This is a genomic window from Mycobacterium sp. 852013-50091_SCH5140682 (assembly GCF_001665685.1).
GTDB lineage: Bacteria > Actinomycetota > Actinomycetes > Mycobacteriales > Mycobacteriaceae > Mycobacterium.
In genome coordinates this window covers 13,835-29,720 of sequence record NZ_LZTB01000114.1, presented here as the reverse complement: position 1 = coordinate 29,720, position 15,886 = coordinate 13,835, and the positions used below count along the sequence as shown (strand labels likewise).

Sequence of the window (15,886 nt, the reverse complement as noted above, 5' to 3'; positions counted from 1 at the left end):
AGAAGCGCTGCAATCGACCACTTCTCGGGTAATGTCAGCGAGCGCTATCCAGCAAACTCGACTGCGGAGGGGGTCCGCGACCGATCTATAGATACGGCCTTTGCCGCGACGGGCATGTGAACAAGCCCCGTGGTGCGTAATCTCCCCAGTGAGCCGTTCCGCTCGCTGTACATCTAGGTGCTGGCAGTCAGTGGTGACCGGGTGACGGTCGCTACCCGAGATAGGAGCCATGAACGTGAGTAATCAACCGCCGCCCGGAAACTACCCGCCGCCTCCACCCGGAGGTTACCCGCCGCCGCCTCAGGGTGGCGGCGGCTACCAACCGCACCAAGGCGGTGGCTACCAGCCGCCGCAGGGTGGTGGGTTCCAGCCACAGGGCGGTGGCGGCTATCCGCCTCCGCCACCTCCGCAGCAAGGCGGCTATCCGCCTCCGCCGCAAGGTGGTTACCCGCCGCCTCCTCCTCCCGGCGGACCGGGTGGCTACCCGCCACCGCCGCCTCCGGGTGCGCCGGGCTATCCGCCGCCGGGTTACGGGCAGCAGGGCGCTGCCTACAGCGTCGGTGAAGCGTTCTCCTGGGCGTGGAACAAGTTCAGCAAGAACGCCGCCGCTCTTATCGTCCCGACGCTGGTGTACGGGTTGATCGTCGGTGTGATCGCGGGTGTCGCGTACGGCCTGGCCATGGCAATGGCCACGAGCAGCACGTCGTCGTACGGCAGCTATGGCTCGGACTACGAATACTCGGCGAGCTACAGCCTCGGTGCGGGCAGCATCGCTGTTCTGCTCGTCGGCGGTCTGATCCTCATCGTGCTCATGGCCGTGGTGTCTTCGGCCTATCTGAGCGGTGTGATCGATATCGCGAACGGGCAACCGGTGACCATCGGTTCGTTCTTCAAGCCGCGTCAGCTCGGCAATTTCATCATCGCCGGCCTCATCGTCGGTGTGGTGAGCGCGATCGGCTCGCTCTGCTTCATCGGCAGCATCGTGGTGGGCATCTTCACGTTGTTCACCCTGCCCGCCATCCTGGACCGCAACCTGTCCGCGATCGACGCCATCAAGACCAGCTTCGAGCTCGTCAAGTCGAACTTCGTGAATGCCCTGGTGGCCTACATCGTCATCTTCGTGACCATCTTCGTCGGCGAACTCCTTTGCGGCATCGGCCTGCTGGTCGCCGCACCGGTCGCGGCGCTGTTCCTGGTGTACACCTGGCGTCGGCTCACCGGCGCCCAGGTTGCTCCGCTGACCCCGTAGTAATCAAGTCAACAACACTGTGCCCACGGTGCACCCGGCCCACAGGTCGGCACCGTGGGCACAGTGCTTCCATGGCATCATCTGGCCATGACCGCGATGCCGCCCAACCCTTACGGACCCGGATACGGCTCTGGCCAGCCGGGCCCCGGCCAGCCCGGCCCCGGACAGCCGAGCTATGGGCAGCCCGGTTATGGACAGCCGAGCTATGGCCAACCGAACTACGGGCAACCGAGCTACGGTCAACCGAACTATGGTCCTCAGCCCGGATTCGGCTCACCCCAACCGGGTTTCGCGCCGCAGCAGGGCTATTACCCGCAGGTGCCCAACACGAATTCCTACACGCCGTGGTCTGACCGCGCGGTGGCGTTCTTCATCGATCAGCTACCCATCGCGGCCATTCTGGTGGTCGCCTACGCCGTCGTGCTCATCGGGGGACTGGCGCTCGTCGGAACGTCACAGCCCCAGTGCACCAGCACCGGCAGCTACGTCGACTGCTCCAGTAGCACCGCGCCTTCGGGAGTCCTCGCGGTCTTGATGGCGCTCGTGACGATCGTGATGTTCACCCTTCCGCTCGTCTTCGCGGTGTGGAACTACGGTTACAAGCAGGGCACCACCGGCCAGAGCATCGGCAAAAAGGTGATGAAGTTCAAGGTGGTCTCCGAAAGCACCGGCCAGCCAATCGGTTTCGGCATGTCCCTGGTGCGACAGATCGCCCATATCGCCGACGGCGCCGTCTGCTACATCGGGTACCTGCTTCCGCTGTGGGATGCCAAGCGGCAAACCTTCGCCGACAAGATCATGTCGACCATCTGCGTGCCCGCCGCTTCGGTGCCGGGTCCTCCCGTTCCGGGTCCTCCTGCCAGCGGGATCTACTGATCGGCAGTCGTCATGAGTTCAATGCTGCCGAACGACAACCCGGGTGGAAACACCTTCGGCCAGGAGCCCATCCCGGTGTTCTACGCGCCCACGTCCGGATACCAGCCCCAGCAGGCCTACCCGCAGCCACGGGCCCCGCAGCATCCGTACACGCCGTGGGGCACGCGGGTGGTCGCGTTCGTGATCGACCAGTTGCCCGTCACGGTGTTCCTGGTCATCGCGTTCGCCATCTTGACGGTGGCCATCGGCTCGGTCGCAGGCAGTGAATCGACGTGCCGGCGCCAGCTCAGCTGCCCGGGCTATTCGACCAGCGGTGAGCTCGCTCTGTACGGGACGGCCGCCCTGTTCGGCATGGTGCTGCCGTTCACGTTCTCGGTGTGGAACTACGGGCAACGGCAGGGGACGACCGGCCAGAGCATCGGCAAGAAGGCGATGAAATTTCAGGTCGTCAGTGAGAAGACCGGCGAGCCAATCGGTTTCGGCATGTCCCTGATGCGTCAGATCGTCCATGTCGTCGACGGTCTCGTCTGCTACCTGGGCTACCTGTTCCCGCTGTGGGACGCCAAGCGTCAGACTTTCGCCGACAAGATCATGTCGACGGTGTGCGTACCGGTGAATCCTGGACCGGTCGCGGGACCACACCAGGGTTGGTCCGGATAGGCTCAACGGGTTATGAGTGAACAGCGCAAGTGGCACGGCCTGGCCACAAAAGCCATCCACGCCGGTTACCGTCCCGACCCGGGTACCGGAGCCGTCAACACCCCGATCTACGCCAGCTCGACCTTCGCCCAAGACGGCGTCGGTGGGTTGCGCGGCGGGTTCGAGTACGCACGCACCGGCAATCCCACCCGCGCCGCGCTCGAAGCGTCGCTGGCCGCGGTCGAGGAAGCCGACTACGGGCGTGCGTTCAGCTCAGGCATGGCCGCCACCGACTGTGCCCTGCGGGCGGTACTGCGGCCAGGGGACCACGTCGTGATTCCCGACGACGCCTACGGCGGCACGTTCCGGCTCATCGACAAGGTCTTCTCGCACTGGGGGATCACCCACACCCCGGCGCCGCTGTCGGACCTCGACGCCGTGCGGGCGGCGATGACTCCGTCCACCCGGATGATCTGGGTGGAGACGCCGACCAACCCGTTGCTGTCCATCGCCGACATCGCAGGGATTGTGCAGATCGCCTCGGCGTCGGGGGTGAAGGTGTTGGTGGACAACACATTCGCTTCGCCGGCGTTGCAGCAGCCGCTGCTGCTCGGCGCGGATATCGTGCTGCACTCCACCACCAAGTACATCGGCGGGCACTCCGATGTGGTGGGTGGTGCGCTGCTGACCAACGACGAGGAGCTCGACACGGCTTTCGCGTTCCTGCAGAACGGTGCTGGGGCGGTGCCGGGCCCGTTCGACGCGTATCTCACCATGCGCGGGCTCAAGACGCTGGTGCTGCGGATGCGTCAGCACAGCGAAAACGCTGCCCTCATCGCCGAATTCCTCGTCGGCCATCCCGCCGTCGAATCGGTGCTGTATCCGGGACTGGAGACCCACCCCAATCACGACGTCGCCGCGCGACAGATGAGCGGTTTCGGTGGCATGGTGTCGGTCCGGTTGCGTGGCGGCCCGGATGCTGCGCGTGAACTGTGCTCGCGCACAGAGATTTTCATCCTCGCCGAGTCGCTCGGGGGAGTGGAGTCGTTGATCGAGTACCCCGGCGCGATGACGCACGCTTCGACGGCGGGTTCGCAGTTGGAGGTGCCCGACGACCTGGTGCGCCTGTCGGTCGGTATCGAACATCCCGCCGACTTGCTGGCCGACCTGGAGCAGGCTCTCGCCTGACCACCGCGAGCAGGCGTCAAAGTCCGCGAACTGCGGCGTGTCGCGTGCCGCAGCGTCTGCTCGCCGGAGAAGGTGACTCGCGAGAGATAGGTGACTCGCGAGCGAAGGTGACTAGCCCATCAACGCCGGGCGCACGGTCGCCGTCGTCACCGCCAGGTTCATCTCGGGTAACCCGGCGGCGGTGTCGTCGACCCATGCGCCCGTGGTGATCTCGGTTGCCCGGGCATGCACCCAGCGCCAGCCCCGCTCGTTGAGGCTGAGCACGGCACCGAGACCGTCGACCGCGTGCAGCAGGCAGATGATGGCAGCGATCGCCGGGGCCGGGTTCTGCCCGTCGAACAACGCGCCCAGCAGCGCCGCGCGGGCCACCCCGGCCCGCTCTCGATTGGTCAGCGGCCAGCAGTACGACGCACGAAAACCTTTGCCCGGCAAGCGAACCCGGTGGATCTGGCCGGTGTTCTCCAGGTGCAGTTCAAGCGTGGGCTGGGTCGACTTGCCGAGCTTGGCCAGCGCCGCCTCCGCCGAAAGCGGGCGCCGCCGCAGCAGCTGCAACGCCGGGTCGGTGACCGGATCCGCCGGCCAGTTGCCTTCGAGGGCGATCAGCAGACCCGGTTCCACGGGCTCGTCGGGCAGTGCCGGACGGATCCGGCACGCGTAGGCGAGATCGAGGAGGACGGCGGCGGCCAGGACTCGCTCACGGCGCCGCCGGTCCAGACCAGGCTGCGCGGAGGCATTGTCCAGCAACAGCAGAAAGAGATCTTCGGCGATTTGCGCCATTGCCCCGACTGTAGTGCTTCCCCCGCGAGCCGTACCTTACGAGTGGTACGGCTCAGCGCTGACCAGCGTGACCTTGACGGTGTTGCCGTTGGGCACGGTGTAGGTGCGGGTCTCGCCGACCTTGGCGTCGATCAGGGCCCCACCCAGCGGCGAGTTGGGCGAGTACACCTCGAGCTTGCCGTCGCTGATGCCCTCTTGGCGGGTGGCGATCAGGAACGTCTCGGTGTCGCTCTTGTCGTCGTCGTAGTACACCTTGACCACCGAGCCGGGCAGCGCAACGCCGGACTGCTTGGGGGCCTCGCCAACCTTGGCGTTGTTGAGCAGTTCCTGCAGCTGGCGGATGCGGGCCTCCTGCTGGCCCTGCTCTTCGCGGGCAGCGTGGTAGCCGCCGTTCTCGCGCAGATCGCCCTCTTCGCGGCGGTCGTTGATCTCGGCGGCGATGATCGGCCGGTTCGCGATCAGCTGATCCAGTTCGGCCTTCAGCCGGTCGAAAGCTTCCTGGGTGAGCCAGGTGACCTGGGTGTCGGTCATGTCTTCGCGCTCCTGTCGTTTGTTGCCTCGCATGCGAAAGCCTCGGTTTCGGGCCGGGGGCTCTGCGTGTATTGCCGCTAGCGCAAGTGATTTCTGCGGGCTAATGCAGCAATACACGGCCCCAGCGCGGAACCGTGTATCGGGCCAGTTTACCACCGAACAGACAGCCGATCTTCATGTATTCGCAGTTCGGCGTTTGTTGCGCCGGCTCAAATCAAGGCGCTACCAGGTACGATGGCACGTCCGTCCCGCAGCCGTAGACGTCACCGACGACGGGTGGTTTGCTGGATTTGACCACCGCGGTGACCTGAACTGTCTTCTGCGTCGAGGGACCCACCAGGATTTCGCGCCTGCCGGTCTCTCCGCCGTCGAGGGAGCGGGCCCGCACGATGCAGACCACCGGCCGCGACGGGTCAGGACGGGTCACCCCGATGGTCACCGAGACGCTGTCGTCGCCGACCAACTCATAGGCCGTGAGCTCGCCTTTTACGTCGTTGTTGGCGAATTTGTGCCATGCGGCGATCGCGAGAACGACCCCGGCCGCCACCACGAGAGCGAGGAGAGCGGCAAGGATCCAGCGACGGTTCCGGCGGGGCAGAGACTGCCGTCCGTACCGGGCGACGGGGCGTTCGATCATCAGAACTGGAACTATAGGCGGGGACAGCCCGCGGCCAACCGGCGCAGGTATTGGATTACACAAGAGGTCGCCGTAGTTAGATGAGACGAAATGAGTGAACTGCGGTTGATGGCGGTGCACGCCCACCCGGACGACGAGTCCAGCAAGGGTGCGGCGACCACCGCGCGCTATGCGGCCAAAGGTGTGCGCGTCATGGTTGTCACACTGACCGGCGGCGAGCGCGGAGACATTCTGAACCCGGCGATGGACATCCCGGAGGTGCACGGCCGGATCGCCGAGGTCCGACGCGACGAGATGGCCAAGGCTGCCAAGATCCTCGGCGTCGAGCACCACTGGCTGGGCTTTGTCGACTCCGGACTACCCGAAGGGGACCCGCTGCCGCCGCTGCCGGACGGCTGCTTCGGCTTGGTGCCCATCGAAGAGCCGGTATCCCGGCTGGTGCGGGTGATCCGCGAGTTCCGTCCGCACGTGATGACCACGTACGACGAGAACGGCGGATATCCGCACCCCGACCACATCCGCTGCCACCAGGTGTCGGTCGCCGCATATGAGGCCGCCGCCGACTACATGCAGTTTCGCGACGCGGGTGACCCGTGGAGTGTGTCCAAGCTGTACTACAACCACGGGTTCCTGCGGGAGCGCATGCAACTGCTGCAGGAGGAGTTCGCCAAGAACGGCCAGGAGGGGCCGTTCGCCAAATGGCTCGAACATTGGGATCCCGAGCACGACGTGTTCGCGGGCCGGGTCACCACCCGGATCGAATGCGCGGAGTACTTCAGCCAGCGTGACGACGCGCTGCGTGCACATGCCACCCAGATCGACCCCAACGGTCACTTCTTCCACGCGCCGATCGAATGGCAGCAGCGGTTGTGGCCGACCGAGGAGTTCGAGCTGGCCCGGTCCCGGGTGCCGGTAAGCCTGCCCGAGGATGATTTGTTCAGTGGGATTGAAAAGTGATGGATACCCTGACGGCCGTCGTGACGCTTTTGGCCGACGAGCCCCGCAACACCGGACCTGATTTCGGTAAGGCCAGCCCGTTCGGGTTGTTGATCACGGTAGCGCTGCTGGTAGGGACGTTCGCCCTGGTCTGGTCGATGAATCGGCACCTGCGCAAGCTGCCCGAATCGTTCGACCGGGAGCATCCCGAGCCGGACCAGGCCGTCGACGACGGTACGGTGGAAACCACGGAAGACGAGCAATCCGACGACACCTCGGAGGAGAGATCCGACGACCGCCAGCCCCGTGAGTCCGGGGGGTAACACCCTCGCGGGGGCCACCAGCCCCTACCTGCGCCAGCACGCCGACAATCCGGTGCACTGGCGACAGTGGTCGGCCGAGGCGCTGGCCGAGGCGGCCGCACGCGACGTCCCGATTCTGCTGTCGATCGGCTACGCGGCGTGTCATTGGTGCCATGTGATGGCTCACGAATCCTTCGAGGATCCCGAGGTTGCGGCCGCGGTGAACGACGGGTTCGTCTGCATCAAGGTCGACCGTGAGGAACGCCCCGACCTCGACGCCGTCTACATGAACGCCACCGTGGCGTTGACCGGGCAGGGCGGCTGGCCGATGACCTGCTTCCTGACCCCTGACGGGCGGCCGTTCTTCTGCGGCACCTACTACCCGAAGCTGGGTTTCCTGCAGCTGCTGGCGGCGGTGGCCGAGACCTGGCGCGACCGTCGCGACGAAGTCGAGCGGGCCTCGGAGCAGATCGCGACGGAGCTGCGGTCGATGTCCGCCGGGCTGCCCGGCGGTGGTGCACCGGTAGGCCCCGAACTGTGCGATCACGCGGTGGCCACGGTGCTGCGCGACGAGGACACCGCGCACGGCGGATTCGGCAAAGCGCCGAAGTTCCCGCCCTCGGCGCTTCTGGAAGGCCTGCTGCGGCATTACGAACGCACCGGATCCGACGCGGCCCTGCAGGCCGTCGCACGCACCGGAGCGGCCATGGCCCGCGGCGGGATCTATGACCAGCTGGCAGGCGGGTTCGCCCGCTACAGCGTGGATCCGTACTGGGTGGTGCCGCACTTCGAGAAGATGCTCTACGACAACGCGTTGCTGCTGCGGGCGTATGCGCACTGGGCGCGGCGCACCGGGGATCTGTTGGCGCGCAGGGTCGCCGACGAGACGGCCGGCTTCATCATCGCCGGGCTCGGAGCCGACGGGATGTTCACGTCGTCACTGGACGCCGATGCGGCCGGTCGCGAGGGGCTGACGTACGTGTGGACGCCCAGCGAATTGGCCGAAGTGCTCGGTGATGACGACGGAGATTGGGCGGCTTCGGTTTTCGCTGTCACGGCGGAAGGGACCTTCGAGCACGGCGCGTCGGTGCTGCAGCTGCCGGTCGACCCCGACGACGCCGCCCGGTTCGCATGCGTGCGCTCAAAGTTGTTGGCGCACCGCGGTACCCGCCCGCAACCCGCACGCGACGACAAGGTGGTCTCGGCGTGGAACGGGCTGGCCATCACCGCATTGGCCGAAGCCGCGGTGGCCCTGGACAACCCCGAATACCTCACTGCCGCTTCAGAATGCGCACGCCGGCTGCTGGACGTGCACCTCGTCGACGGGCGGCTCCGCCGCGCCAGCCTCGGCGGCCGAGTGGGGGACAGCGCCGCAATCCTGGAGGACTACGCCGCGCTGGTGACCGGACTGCTGACGCTGTACCAGCTCACCGGACTGTGGCTGCCCGAGGCGCTGGAGCTCCTGGACACCGCACTGCAGCACTATGGCGATCCGCAGCGGCCGGGGCGCTGGTTCGACACCGCCGACGACGCCGAGCAACTCATGGTGCGGCCCGCTGATCCCGTCGACGGGGCCACACCGTCTGGGGCGTCGCTGATCGCCGAGGCGCTGCAACTGGCCGCGCACCTGACCGGGTCGGAAACGTATGCAGCCGCCGCGCAGGACACGCTGGCTTCGGCGACGCCGATCCTGGCTCGGGCGCCCCGCTCGGGCGGACACTGGCTGGCGGTGGCCGAGGCGCAGATCCGCGGACCCATCCAGGTCGCGGTGGCCTGCGACCCGGCGTCGGCCGAATTGCTCACCGCCGCACGCGCGCTGGCGCCCGGCGGGGCCATCGTCGTCGGCGGCCCAGCGAACTCGTCCGCCTTGCTGGAAGGCCGTGACCGGGTCGACGGAGCCGACGCGGCGTACGTGTGCCGTGGCCGGGTGTGCGACCTGCCCGTCACCACGGTCGGGGACCTCGCGGTATCACTGGCCCGTCAACCGGAGGACGGCCGACGCGGCGCCGTGTAGCCTCGCGGCCATGCCGAACGTCGAGCACATCACCCAGACCGTCAACCGCTATCTCGAGCTGGTCGCCAACGGAAGTGCTGATGAGATCGCCGAACTCTACGCGGACGACGCGACCGTCGAGGACCCGGTGGGCGGCGGCGAGGTGCACATCGGCCGGGCCGCCATCCGCGGTTTCTATGCCAACGTCGAGAACATCAAGAGCAAGACCGAACTGGTGACCCTACGGGTGGCCGGCCACGAGGCCGCGTTCCATTTCCGGCTCACGATGGACTTCGGCACCAAGGGCATGCGGATCGAGCCCATCGACGTCATGGTCTTCGACGCCGACGGCAAGATCTCCGCGATGAAGGCCTACTGGTCGCCGGCTGACACCGTCAAGCTGTAGGCGGGCTCAGAACACCGCGAACCACATGGCGATGTAGTGGCAGATCGCAGCTACCGCCGTGCAGGCGTGGAAGAACTCGTGATGGCCGAACGTCGTCGGCCACGGGTTGGGCCACTTCAGCGCGTAGAGCACGCCGCCGATGCTGTACAGCGCGCCACCGACGATCAGCAGCACCACTGCTGCCACGCCTGCGCCGCTCATGATCGGCCCGATGAACCAGGCAGCCACCCAGCCCAACAAGATGTACAGCGGGACACCCAGCCAGCGCGGCGCCGACGGCCAGAACATCTTCAGTAGCACGCCCGCGATGGCCCCGCCCCAGACGATCCAGAACAGCACCATGCCTTTGGATTCGGGAAGGGCCAACAGCGCGAAGGGGGTGTAGCTGCCCGCGATGAAGATGAAGATCATCGAGTGATCCGCGCGCTTCATCCATTTGCGGGCGTTCGCCGATTTCCAGTTCACGCGGTGATACGTGCCGCTGACCGCGAACATCGCCACGATGGTGAACGTGTAGAGCAGCGTCGCCAGGCCGGCGCGGGTGGATTCCACCGACCACGACACGGACACCAGCGCGGCACCGGCGATGAACGCGACGATCGCCGAGTAGACGTGAATCCAGCCGCGAGCGCGCGGTTTGCCGAGGAACTGCGCGACACCGTCGGCGACCGCGGCGGGCAGATCTTCGGCCGACCGATTCACTGCTGCCGCTGAGCGGTAGGGCTTGGTGGCATCGATCGGCGGGGCTTGATCGGTGCTCCTCCTGTCCGCGGTCATGTTGGTGCTCCTCGCGTCCGCGGTCATGTCACCTCCGTTAACAGCCATGGGGTTACCGACTATGACAGTAGTCTGGATTCTCGTGGACATCATTCCCCCGCGCCTCAAGGAACCGGCCTACCGGCTCTATGAGATGCGGTTGCGTCAGGAGTTGGCGCAGTCCAAAGCCCAACTGCCCCGCCACATCGCGGTCCTGTGCGACGGCAACCGGCGGTGGGCGCGTGAGGCAGGTCACGACGATGTCAGCATCGGCTACCGCATGGGCGCAGCCAAGATCGCGGAGATGCTGCGGTGGTGTCAGGCCGCAGGCATCGAGATGGCGACGGTGTACCTGCTCTCGACCGAGAACCTGCAGCGCGACCCCGAAGAGTTGTCCGGACTGATCGAGATCATCACCGACGTGGTCGAGGAGATCTGCGCCCCGGCCAACAAGTGGAGTGTGCGTACGGTCGGCGATCTGTCGTTGCTCGGCGACGAACCGGCCCGCCGGCTGCGCGAGGCAGTGGAGAGCACCAACGGCAACGGCGGCAAGTTTCACGTCAACGTGGCGGTGGCCTACGGCGGCAGGCAGGAGATCGTCGACGCCGTGCGCTCACTGCTCAACAAGGAGCTGGCCAACGGCGCCACCGCCGAGCAGCTCATCGATGCCGTCACCGCCGAGGGCATTTCGGAGAACCTCTACACCTCGGGCCAACCCGATCCCGATCTGGTCATCCGGACTTCGGGGGAGCAGCGGTTGAGCGGATTCCTGTTGTGGCAGAGCGCCTATTCGGAGATGTGGTTCACCGAGGCGTACTGGCCCGCGTTTCGGCGGGTGGACTTCCTGCGCGCGCTGCGCGACTACACCGCGAGGCACCGCCGCTTCGGCAAGTAGGCGCGTGCCACACTGGGATTCATGGCTGCGCTGTCGGCGGTGGTCTTCACGCTCAGCTGGTGGCTGGGGCTCTACCTGCTTGCCCGCGACCCGCGCAAACCCGTGCTGGTGTGCGCCGCGATCGGGCTGACCAGCTTCGCCGTCGTCGTCGCTCTCGATGCGGTGCGGCTCGTCAGCGGGTCGGACCTGCTCAGCCGCATCGAGATCTATCTGGTCGCGCTGCCTGGCATCGCCTGGTTCGCGGTGATGATCGAGCTGTCGCGGCCGAGTGACACCTGGCGCGCCAGGGCGGGGGAGTTCGCCGCGATCTTCGCCGTCGCGGTGGCCGCCTTCGCCGGGGCCGCACTGGCGGGCAGTGTCGCCGGGCCGCTGCGCCCGGGGCATTGGGTGATGTTCGCGGTGATATCCCTGGCCTCGCTCGGCGCGATGATCAAGGCTGTCATCGGTGGGGCCAAGCCCGGATCCGTGGTGGGCTTCATCATTGTCGCGACGCTGTTCTTCGCCCTCGGCAACGCGATCATCGTCATCCCGCTCGGACTGCTCCCGAGCTGGCTGGCATTGGCGTCCACCGGTTTTGACGTCGCACTGCTCGGGATCGCGGTGGCCATCTGGGACGCGTTCGACGAAGGGCAGGCACTGCGCGCCGACATGCGGCGCTCGATTCTCGGGACGTTGGTGATCGCGGTGCCGTTCGGCGCGCAGGCGCTCATCGGGGCGGCCGTGCTCGCCGGAAACGGCCGGGTGGCGATGACGGTGCTGCTGTTCACCAGCCTGGCCGTCGCCGTGGCGGTGGAGGTGCTCGCCGATCCGCTGGCCGGGGTGCTCGACCGGCTGGCGTTCTCGCGTTCGCCGGCCCTGCGCGCCGACCGCGAGGCGCTGCGCCGGACGGAGGCCGCGCTACCACTGCGCTCGGGCAGCCCGCTCGACGATGTCGACGACGACGCGTTCGCCCGGCTCACCCGCCGCGCGCTGGGGCATTACGGCGACCTCTCCAAGCTGATGGCCAGCCCGCTCACCGCGCTGCCCGCGATCGACGCTCGGTTGGCCGAACGGGGCGCCGCCGATCAACCGCTCGAGCGGGCAAACGAACTCAAGGCGCTGCTCGCCGACCGCATCGCGGCCCTCAAGCCCCGCGACGGTGGTGACTTCGGCACCACCGAGCAGTGGCGGCACTACAACTCGCTGTACTTCCCGTACGTCGTCGGAGTGCGTGCCTACGCGCAGAATGCCACCGCCGCAGGCCTTGACCCGGTCGCGCGGCAGGCGTGGCAGTGGTTGGTCACCGAAGTGCCGCAGCGGTCGTTGCACAACTGGCAGAACGCCGCTGCCAAGGTGATCGCCGCAGACCTGCGCGGGAGCTTGGTTCCTGCCTCGGGCCAGGCGGCGCAATAGGGGCCTGACCTGCGGTTGGCAGTGCTTGGCAGCGTCCGGCGTCGATCTGGCAGTGCGCCGTGAGCAATGTCGGAGGTGTTCGAAAAGCTCGACACCGCCTCATTGCCGAGGAGCCAGCCATGACCGCCTTCGTCACCCGACCACTTCACGAATCCGCGCCGAGCGGCGGCGCTATGGAAGCCTCGCTGCTGCGGTTCGCCCTGCGCGCCGACGCCACGGTATGCGCGGCGGTGGGCCTGCTCGGCGCCATGGTGGCTGATCCTCTGGCTCGGCTTGCCGGCCTGACCGCCACGGCCGGTTGGCTCGTCGGCGCCGCCCTCGTCAGCTACGGAGCGCTGCTCTACGTGCTGGCCGCACTACCCGATATCCGCCGCGTCGGCACCGCGGTGTTCGTCGGCAACGTGGCCTTCGGAGCGGTGGCCGTCACGTCGGTGCTGGCCGGATGGCTGCCGCTGACCGCGCTGGGCACCGATCTGCTGCTGGGGTTCGTCACCATCACGCTGGGCCTGGCCTGGCTGCAATACCGCGGAGTGCGCCGCCTGGCGTGACTCCCCGACTGCCGGTGCGGGGGCCGCATCCGTAGAGGTTGCGGCTGTGGTCCTCGCACCGTGCTCATCTCAACACCCACCACGAAGGAGAATCATGACCGCCATCACCACACCCCGCACCGCGAGCGCATCCGACACGCTGCTGCGGCTGGCCATGCGGGTCGACGCGATCTTCGTCGGCATCACCGGCATCGTCCTGCTCGCCACCGCCGGATGGTTCTCGGATCTCACCGGCCTGCCCAAGTCCATCGAATACGGCGTCGGCATCTTCTCCGTCGGCTACGGCATCGTCGTCTTCGCGCTCGCGGCCATGGACCGGGTGCGCCCCGCGGGCATCGGCACCGCCGTGGCCAACGCGCTCTGCACGGTGATCGCGGTGGCCGCCGTGCTCACCATGACCCTCACCACGGCGGGCGGGGTGATCGTCATCGCCACCGGTATCTACACCGCGGTGATGGCGGAATGGCAGTTCATCGGGGTCCGCCGCATCCGGGCGTAATCCGCACTGCCGAGTGGCCAGTTGTCGCACGCGAATCGCGAGAATGCGTGCGATAACTGGCCTTTCGGCGTCAGAGTTTGCGCAGCCGCAGCCGGTTGATGGCGTGGTCGGCGTCCTTGCGTAACACCAGGGTCGCGCGCGGCCGGGTCGGCAGGATGTTCTCGATCAGATTGGGCCGGTTGATGGAATGCCAGATGTCGCGGGCGGCGAACACGGCCTGCTCGTCGGTCAGCGTCGAGTAGTGGTGGAAGTGCGAGGCCGGGTCGGCGAATGCCGTCGAGCGCATGGTCAGGAATCGTGAGATGTACCACTTCTCAATATCTTCGATGCGCGCGTCGACGTACACCGAGAAGTCGAAAAGATCCGACACCATCAACGCAGGCCCGGTCTGCAAGACGTTGAGCCCCTCCAGGATGAGAATGTCCGGGTGGCGGATGATCTGCTTCTCGCCGGGCACGATGTCGTAGAGCAGGTGCGAGTAGACCGGGGCACAGGCCTCGTCGGCCCCTGACTTCACCGCGGTGACGAACCGCATCAACGCCCGGCGGTCGTAGCTCTCCGGAAAACCTTTGCGGTGCATCAGGTTCCGGCGGTTGAGCTCCTTGTTCGGGTAGAGGAATCCGTCGGTGGTGACCAGGTCGACGCGCAGGTGGTGTTCCCAGCGGGCCAGCAGCGCCTGCAGTACACGCGCGGTGGTGGACTTGCCGACCGCCACGCTGCCCGCCACCCCGATCACGAACGGCACGGGCCGGTCCGGGTTCTGCTGCGGCTCACCGAGAAACTCCGCGGTGGCGGCGAAGAGCCGCTGACGCGCGGCCACCTGCAGGTGGATCAATCGGGCGAGCGGCAGGTAGACCTCTTCCACCTCGAGGAGGTCGAGCTTCTCGCCCATGCCGCGCAGACGCAGCAGTTCATCCTCGGTGAGTTTCAGCGGGGTCGACATGCGCAGCGAACGCCATTGGATTCGGTCGAACTCCACATAGGGGCTCGGCTCGCTGGGCCGCGGCATTTGGTCAGTCTTGCATTTACGGTTGAGGGCATGGACTCCGGTATCGACATAGGGGCGCCCTCAGATGCGTTCATCCGCGAATATCTGCTGCTCGGTTTGCGCTTCGACCGCGTCGAGGAAGGCTACGTCGACTCGTTCACCGGCGACCCGGCGTTGCGTCGCGCCGTCGACAACGAACCCGCACCCGACCCCGCGGACCTGGCCCGGCAGGCCGACCGGCTGCTCGGTGAGATACCGCAGGATCTGGACCGCGACCGCGCCGCGTATCTCGCCGCGCACCTGCGCGCGCTGAACTGCGCGGGGCGCAAGTTCGCCGGTGAACAGGTCGGCTTTGTCGACGAGGTGCAGGCCTACTTCGACGTCCGGATCGCCAAGGGTGATCCCGAGCGGTACCGCGAGGCGCACGCCAAGCTCGACGAGGCGCTCGGCGGAACGGGCCCGCTGGCCGAGCGCATCCAGGCGCACCGCACGGGCGACGAGATCCCGCCGGAGCGGCTCGAGGAGTGCATCAATGCGTTCTCCTCGGCGCTGCGCGATCGGGTGCGCGCCGAATATCCGCTGCCCGACACCGAAACCATCACCTACGAGGTGGTCACCGACAAGCCGTGGTCGGGCTTCAACTACTACCTCGGTGACTATCGCTCGACGGTCGCGGTCAATGCTGACCTCAAGCAGCAGATGGCCAACCTGCCCCGGCTGGTCGCCCACGAGTCCTATCCCGGCCACCACACCGAGCACTGCCGCAAGGAGGCCGGGTTGGTGGAGCGGCAGGGCCAGCTGGAACAGACGATCTTCCTGGTCAACACCCCGCAGTGCCTGATGGCCGAGGGTTTGGCCGACCTGGCGCTGTACGCCGTCATGGGGCCCAGCTGGGGCGCGTGGGCGTCGGAGATCTACGCCGACCTGGGTCTGCGCTTCGACGGTGAGCGCGCCGAAGCTGTGTCGGAGGCGATGGCCGGGCTGGCCGACGTGCGTCAGGACGCGGCGCTGATGCTGCACGACGAGCACCGCGACGTCGACGACGTGGTCTCGTTCCTCAAGCGGTGGCTGCTGGTCAACGATGAGCGCGCCCGGCAGATGCTGCGGTTCTTGTCCTCGCCGCTGTGGCGCGCCTACACCAGCACCTACATCGAGGGCTACCGGCTGCTGCGGGCCTGGCTCGATGCGCGGCCCGACGGCGTGACGCTGACGTCGCGGTTCGGCAGGCTGCTCGATGAGCCGCTCATCCCGTCCACGTTGCGGGCTTAGGCTCG

General features: G+C 67.0%; 18 protein-coding genes. 13 read left to right on the top strand and 5 right to left on the bottom strand.

The genetic code is table 11. From position 1 onward, the window contains the following. Window positions 1–235 precede the first annotated feature (235 nt). The 4 genes from A5784_RS28735 to A5784_RS28720 all read left to right on the top strand — a co-directional run bounded on the left by A5784_RS28735 (window position 236) and on the right by A5784_RS28720 (window position 3,952). The gene (locus A5784_RS28735; RefSeq protein ID WP_232006278.1) at window positions 236–1,249 is read left to right on the top strand and encodes a DUF2189 domain-containing protein; all 1,014 of its coding nucleotides are present in this window, start codon (window positions 236–238) and stop codon (window positions 1,247–1,249) included. A gap of 87 nt (window positions 1,250–1,336) precedes the next feature. Then, window positions 1,337–2,125 carry an RDD family protein gene (locus A5784_RS28730; protein WP_064948346.1) on the top strand — a complete coding sequence of 263 codons (789 nt, stop codon included), beginning with the start codon at window positions 1,337–1,339 and terminating at the stop codon, window positions 2,123–2,125. A 12-nt stretch (window positions 2,126–2,137) separates the two neighbouring features. Further along, window positions 2,138–2,785: an RDD family protein gene (locus A5784_RS28725; RefSeq protein ID WP_156750836.1), complete on the top strand. Its 648-nt coding sequence runs from the start codon at window positions 2,138–2,140 to the stop codon at window positions 2,783–2,785. Between the two features lie 12 nt (window positions 2,786–2,797). Then, complete coding sequence (locus A5784_RS28720; RefSeq protein ID WP_064948265.1) at window positions 2,798–3,952, top strand: cystathionine gamma-synthase; 1,155 nt, start codon at window positions 2,798–2,800, stop codon at window positions 3,950–3,952. Window positions 3,953–4,063: 111 nt separating this feature from the next. Here A5784_RS28720 and A5784_RS28715 read toward each other — a convergent pair whose 3' ends face one another. From A5784_RS28715 to A5784_RS28705, 3 genes are all read right to left on the bottom strand, one after another. Next, window positions 4,064–4,729 carry a GOLPH3/VPS74 family protein gene (locus A5784_RS28715; RefSeq protein WP_064948264.1) on the bottom strand — a complete coding sequence of 222 codons (666 nt, stop codon included), beginning with the start codon at window positions 4,727–4,729 and terminating at the stop codon, window positions 4,064–4,066. Between the two features lie 36 nt (window positions 4,730–4,765). Continuing rightward, window positions 4,766–5,260, bottom strand: a complete 495-nt coding sequence (gene greA / locus A5784_RS28710) for a transcription elongation factor GreA (protein WP_029366355.1) — start codon at window positions 5,258–5,260, stop codon at window positions 4,766–4,768. Window positions 5,261–5,474: 214 nt separating this feature from the next. Then, window positions 5,475–5,897: a DUF4307 domain-containing protein gene (locus A5784_RS28705; protein ID WP_064948263.1), complete on the bottom strand. Its 423-nt coding sequence runs from the start codon at window positions 5,895–5,897 to the stop codon at window positions 5,475–5,477. A 90-nt stretch (window positions 5,898–5,987) separates the two neighbouring features. Here A5784_RS28705 and mca point away from each other — a divergent pair, with 90 nt between their 5' ends. The 4 genes from mca to A5784_RS28685 are packed head-to-tail and all read left to right on the top strand — an operon-like array spanning window position 5,988 to window position 9,534. Next, window positions 5,988–6,854, top strand: a complete 867-nt coding sequence (gene mca, locus A5784_RS28700) for a mycothiol conjugate amidase Mca (RefSeq protein WP_064948262.1) — start codon at window positions 5,988–5,990, stop codon at window positions 6,852–6,854. Continuing rightward, window positions 6,854–7,156 carry a hypothetical protein gene (locus A5784_RS28695; protein WP_197514906.1) on the top strand — a complete coding sequence of 101 codons (303 nt, stop codon included), beginning with the start codon at window positions 6,854–6,856 and terminating at the stop codon, window positions 7,154–7,156. The genes mca and A5784_RS28695 overlap by 1 nt, the downstream gene beginning before the upstream one ends. Further along, window positions 7,140–9,149 (top strand): thioredoxin domain-containing protein, encoded by a 2,010-nt coding sequence (locus tag A5784_RS28690; protein WP_064948260.1) that lies wholly within the window; start codon window positions 7,140–7,142, stop codon window positions 9,147–9,149. Before A5784_RS28695 ends, A5784_RS28690 begins: the two co-directional genes overlap by 17 nt. Before the next feature lie 10 nt (window positions 9,150–9,159). Continuing rightward, complete coding sequence (locus A5784_RS28685; protein ID WP_064948259.1) at window positions 9,160–9,534, top strand: nuclear transport factor 2 family protein; 375 nt, start codon at window positions 9,160–9,162, stop codon at window positions 9,532–9,534. Window positions 9,535–9,540: 6 nt separating this feature from the next. On the opposite strand, the gene trhA is transcribed toward A5784_RS28685, so the two are convergent. Continuing rightward, entirely contained in the window at window positions 9,541–10,311 is a 771-nt protein-coding gene (gene trhA, locus A5784_RS28680) for a PAQR family membrane homeostasis protein TrhA (RefSeq protein WP_064948345.1), read from the bottom strand. Window positions 10,312–10,393: 82 nt separating this feature from the next. Here trhA and A5784_RS28675 point away from each other — a divergent pair, with 82 nt between their 5' ends. The 4 genes from A5784_RS28675 (at window position 10,394) to A5784_RS28660 (ending at window position 13,624) form a co-directional block, all read left to right on the top strand. Further along, window positions 10,394–11,185: a (2Z,6E)-farnesyl diphosphate synthase gene (locus A5784_RS28675; protein ID WP_064948258.1), complete on the top strand. Its 792-nt coding sequence runs from the start codon at window positions 10,394–10,396 to the stop codon at window positions 11,183–11,185. A 21-nt stretch (window positions 11,186–11,206) separates the two neighbouring features. Further along, window positions 11,207–12,577, top strand: coding sequence for a hypothetical protein (locus A5784_RS28670; RefSeq protein ID WP_064948257.1), 1,371 nt, complete (start codon window positions 11,207–11,209; stop codon window positions 12,575–12,577). 119 nt (window positions 12,578–12,696) lie between these two features. Continuing rightward, window positions 12,697–13,125, top strand: coding sequence for a hypothetical protein (locus A5784_RS28665; protein ID WP_064948256.1), 429 nt, complete (start codon window positions 12,697–12,699; stop codon window positions 13,123–13,125). A 94-nt stretch (window positions 13,126–13,219) separates the two neighbouring features. Further along, entirely contained in the window at window positions 13,220–13,624 is a 405-nt protein-coding gene (locus A5784_RS28660; RefSeq protein ID WP_064948255.1) for a hypothetical protein, read from the top strand. A 70-nt stretch (window positions 13,625–13,694) separates the two neighbouring features. Here A5784_RS28660 and coaA read toward each other — a convergent pair whose 3' ends face one another. Next, window positions 13,695–14,633, bottom strand: a complete 939-nt coding sequence (coaA, locus tag A5784_RS28655; protein ID WP_064948254.1) for a type I pantothenate kinase — start codon at window positions 14,631–14,633, stop codon at window positions 13,695–13,697. A gap of 30 nt (window positions 14,634–14,663) precedes the next feature. On the opposite strand from coaA, the gene A5784_RS28650 reads away from it, so the two are divergent. Continuing rightward, window positions 14,664–15,881 (top strand): hypothetical protein, encoded by a 1,218-nt coding sequence (locus A5784_RS28650; RefSeq protein WP_064948253.1) that lies wholly within the window; start codon window positions 14,664–14,666, stop codon window positions 15,879–15,881. Window positions 15,882–15,886 lie beyond the last annotated feature (5 nt).

What these genes read in the sequence shown, in the direction of transcription:
- A5784_RS28730 (WP_064948346.1), top strand. Translation starts at nt 1,337, where the DNA reads ATGACCGCGATGCCGCCCAACCCTTACGGACCCGGATACGGCTCTGGC.
- A5784_RS28725 (WP_156750836.1), top strand. Translation starts at nt 2,138, where the DNA reads ATGAGTTCAATGCTGCCGAACGACAACCCGGGTGGAAACACCTTCGGC.
- A5784_RS28720 (WP_064948265.1), top strand. Translation starts at nt 2,798, where the DNA reads ATGAGTGAACAGCGCAAGTGGCACGGCCTGGCCACAAAAGCCATCCAC.
- A5784_RS28715 (WP_064948264.1), bottom strand. Translation starts at nt 4,729, where the DNA reads ATGGCGCAAATCGCCGAAGATCTCTTTCTGCTGTTGCTGGACAATGCC.
- greA (WP_029366355.1), bottom strand. Translation starts at nt 5,260, where the DNA reads ATGACCGACACCCAGGTCACCTGGCTCACCCAGGAAGCTTTCGACCGG.
- A5784_RS28705 (WP_064948263.1), bottom strand. Translation starts at nt 5,897, where the DNA reads ATGATCGAACGCCCCGTCGCCCGGTACGGACGGCAGTCTCTGCCCCGC.
- mca (WP_064948262.1), top strand. Translation starts at nt 5,988, where the DNA reads ATGAGTGAACTGCGGTTGATGGCGGTGCACGCCCACCCGGACGACGAG.
- A5784_RS28695 (WP_197514906.1), top strand. Translation starts at nt 6,854, where the DNA reads ATGGATACCCTGACGGCCGTCGTGACGCTTTTGGCCGACGAGCCCCGC.
- A5784_RS28685 (WP_064948259.1), top strand. Translation starts at nt 9,160, where the DNA reads ATGCCGAACGTCGAGCACATCACCCAGACCGTCAACCGCTATCTCGAG.
- trhA (WP_064948345.1), bottom strand. Translation starts at nt 10,311, where the DNA reads ATGACCGCGGACAGGAGGAGCACCGATCAAGCCCCGCCGATCGATGCC.
- A5784_RS28670 (WP_064948257.1), top strand. Translation starts at nt 11,207, where the DNA reads ATGGCTGCGCTGTCGGCGGTGGTCTTCACGCTCAGCTGGTGGCTGGGG.
- A5784_RS28665 (WP_064948256.1), top strand. Translation starts at nt 12,697, where the DNA reads ATGACCGCCTTCGTCACCCGACCACTTCACGAATCCGCGCCGAGCGGC.
- A5784_RS28660 (WP_064948255.1), top strand. Translation starts at nt 13,220, where the DNA reads ATGACCGCCATCACCACACCCCGCACCGCGAGCGCATCCGACACGCTG.
- coaA (WP_064948254.1), bottom strand. Translation starts at nt 14,633, where the DNA reads ATGCCGCGGCCCAGCGAGCCGAGCCCCTATGTGGAGTTCGACCGAATC.
- A5784_RS28650 (WP_064948253.1), top strand. Translation starts at nt 14,664, where the DNA reads ATGGACTCCGGTATCGACATAGGGGCGCCCTCAGATGCGTTCATCCGC.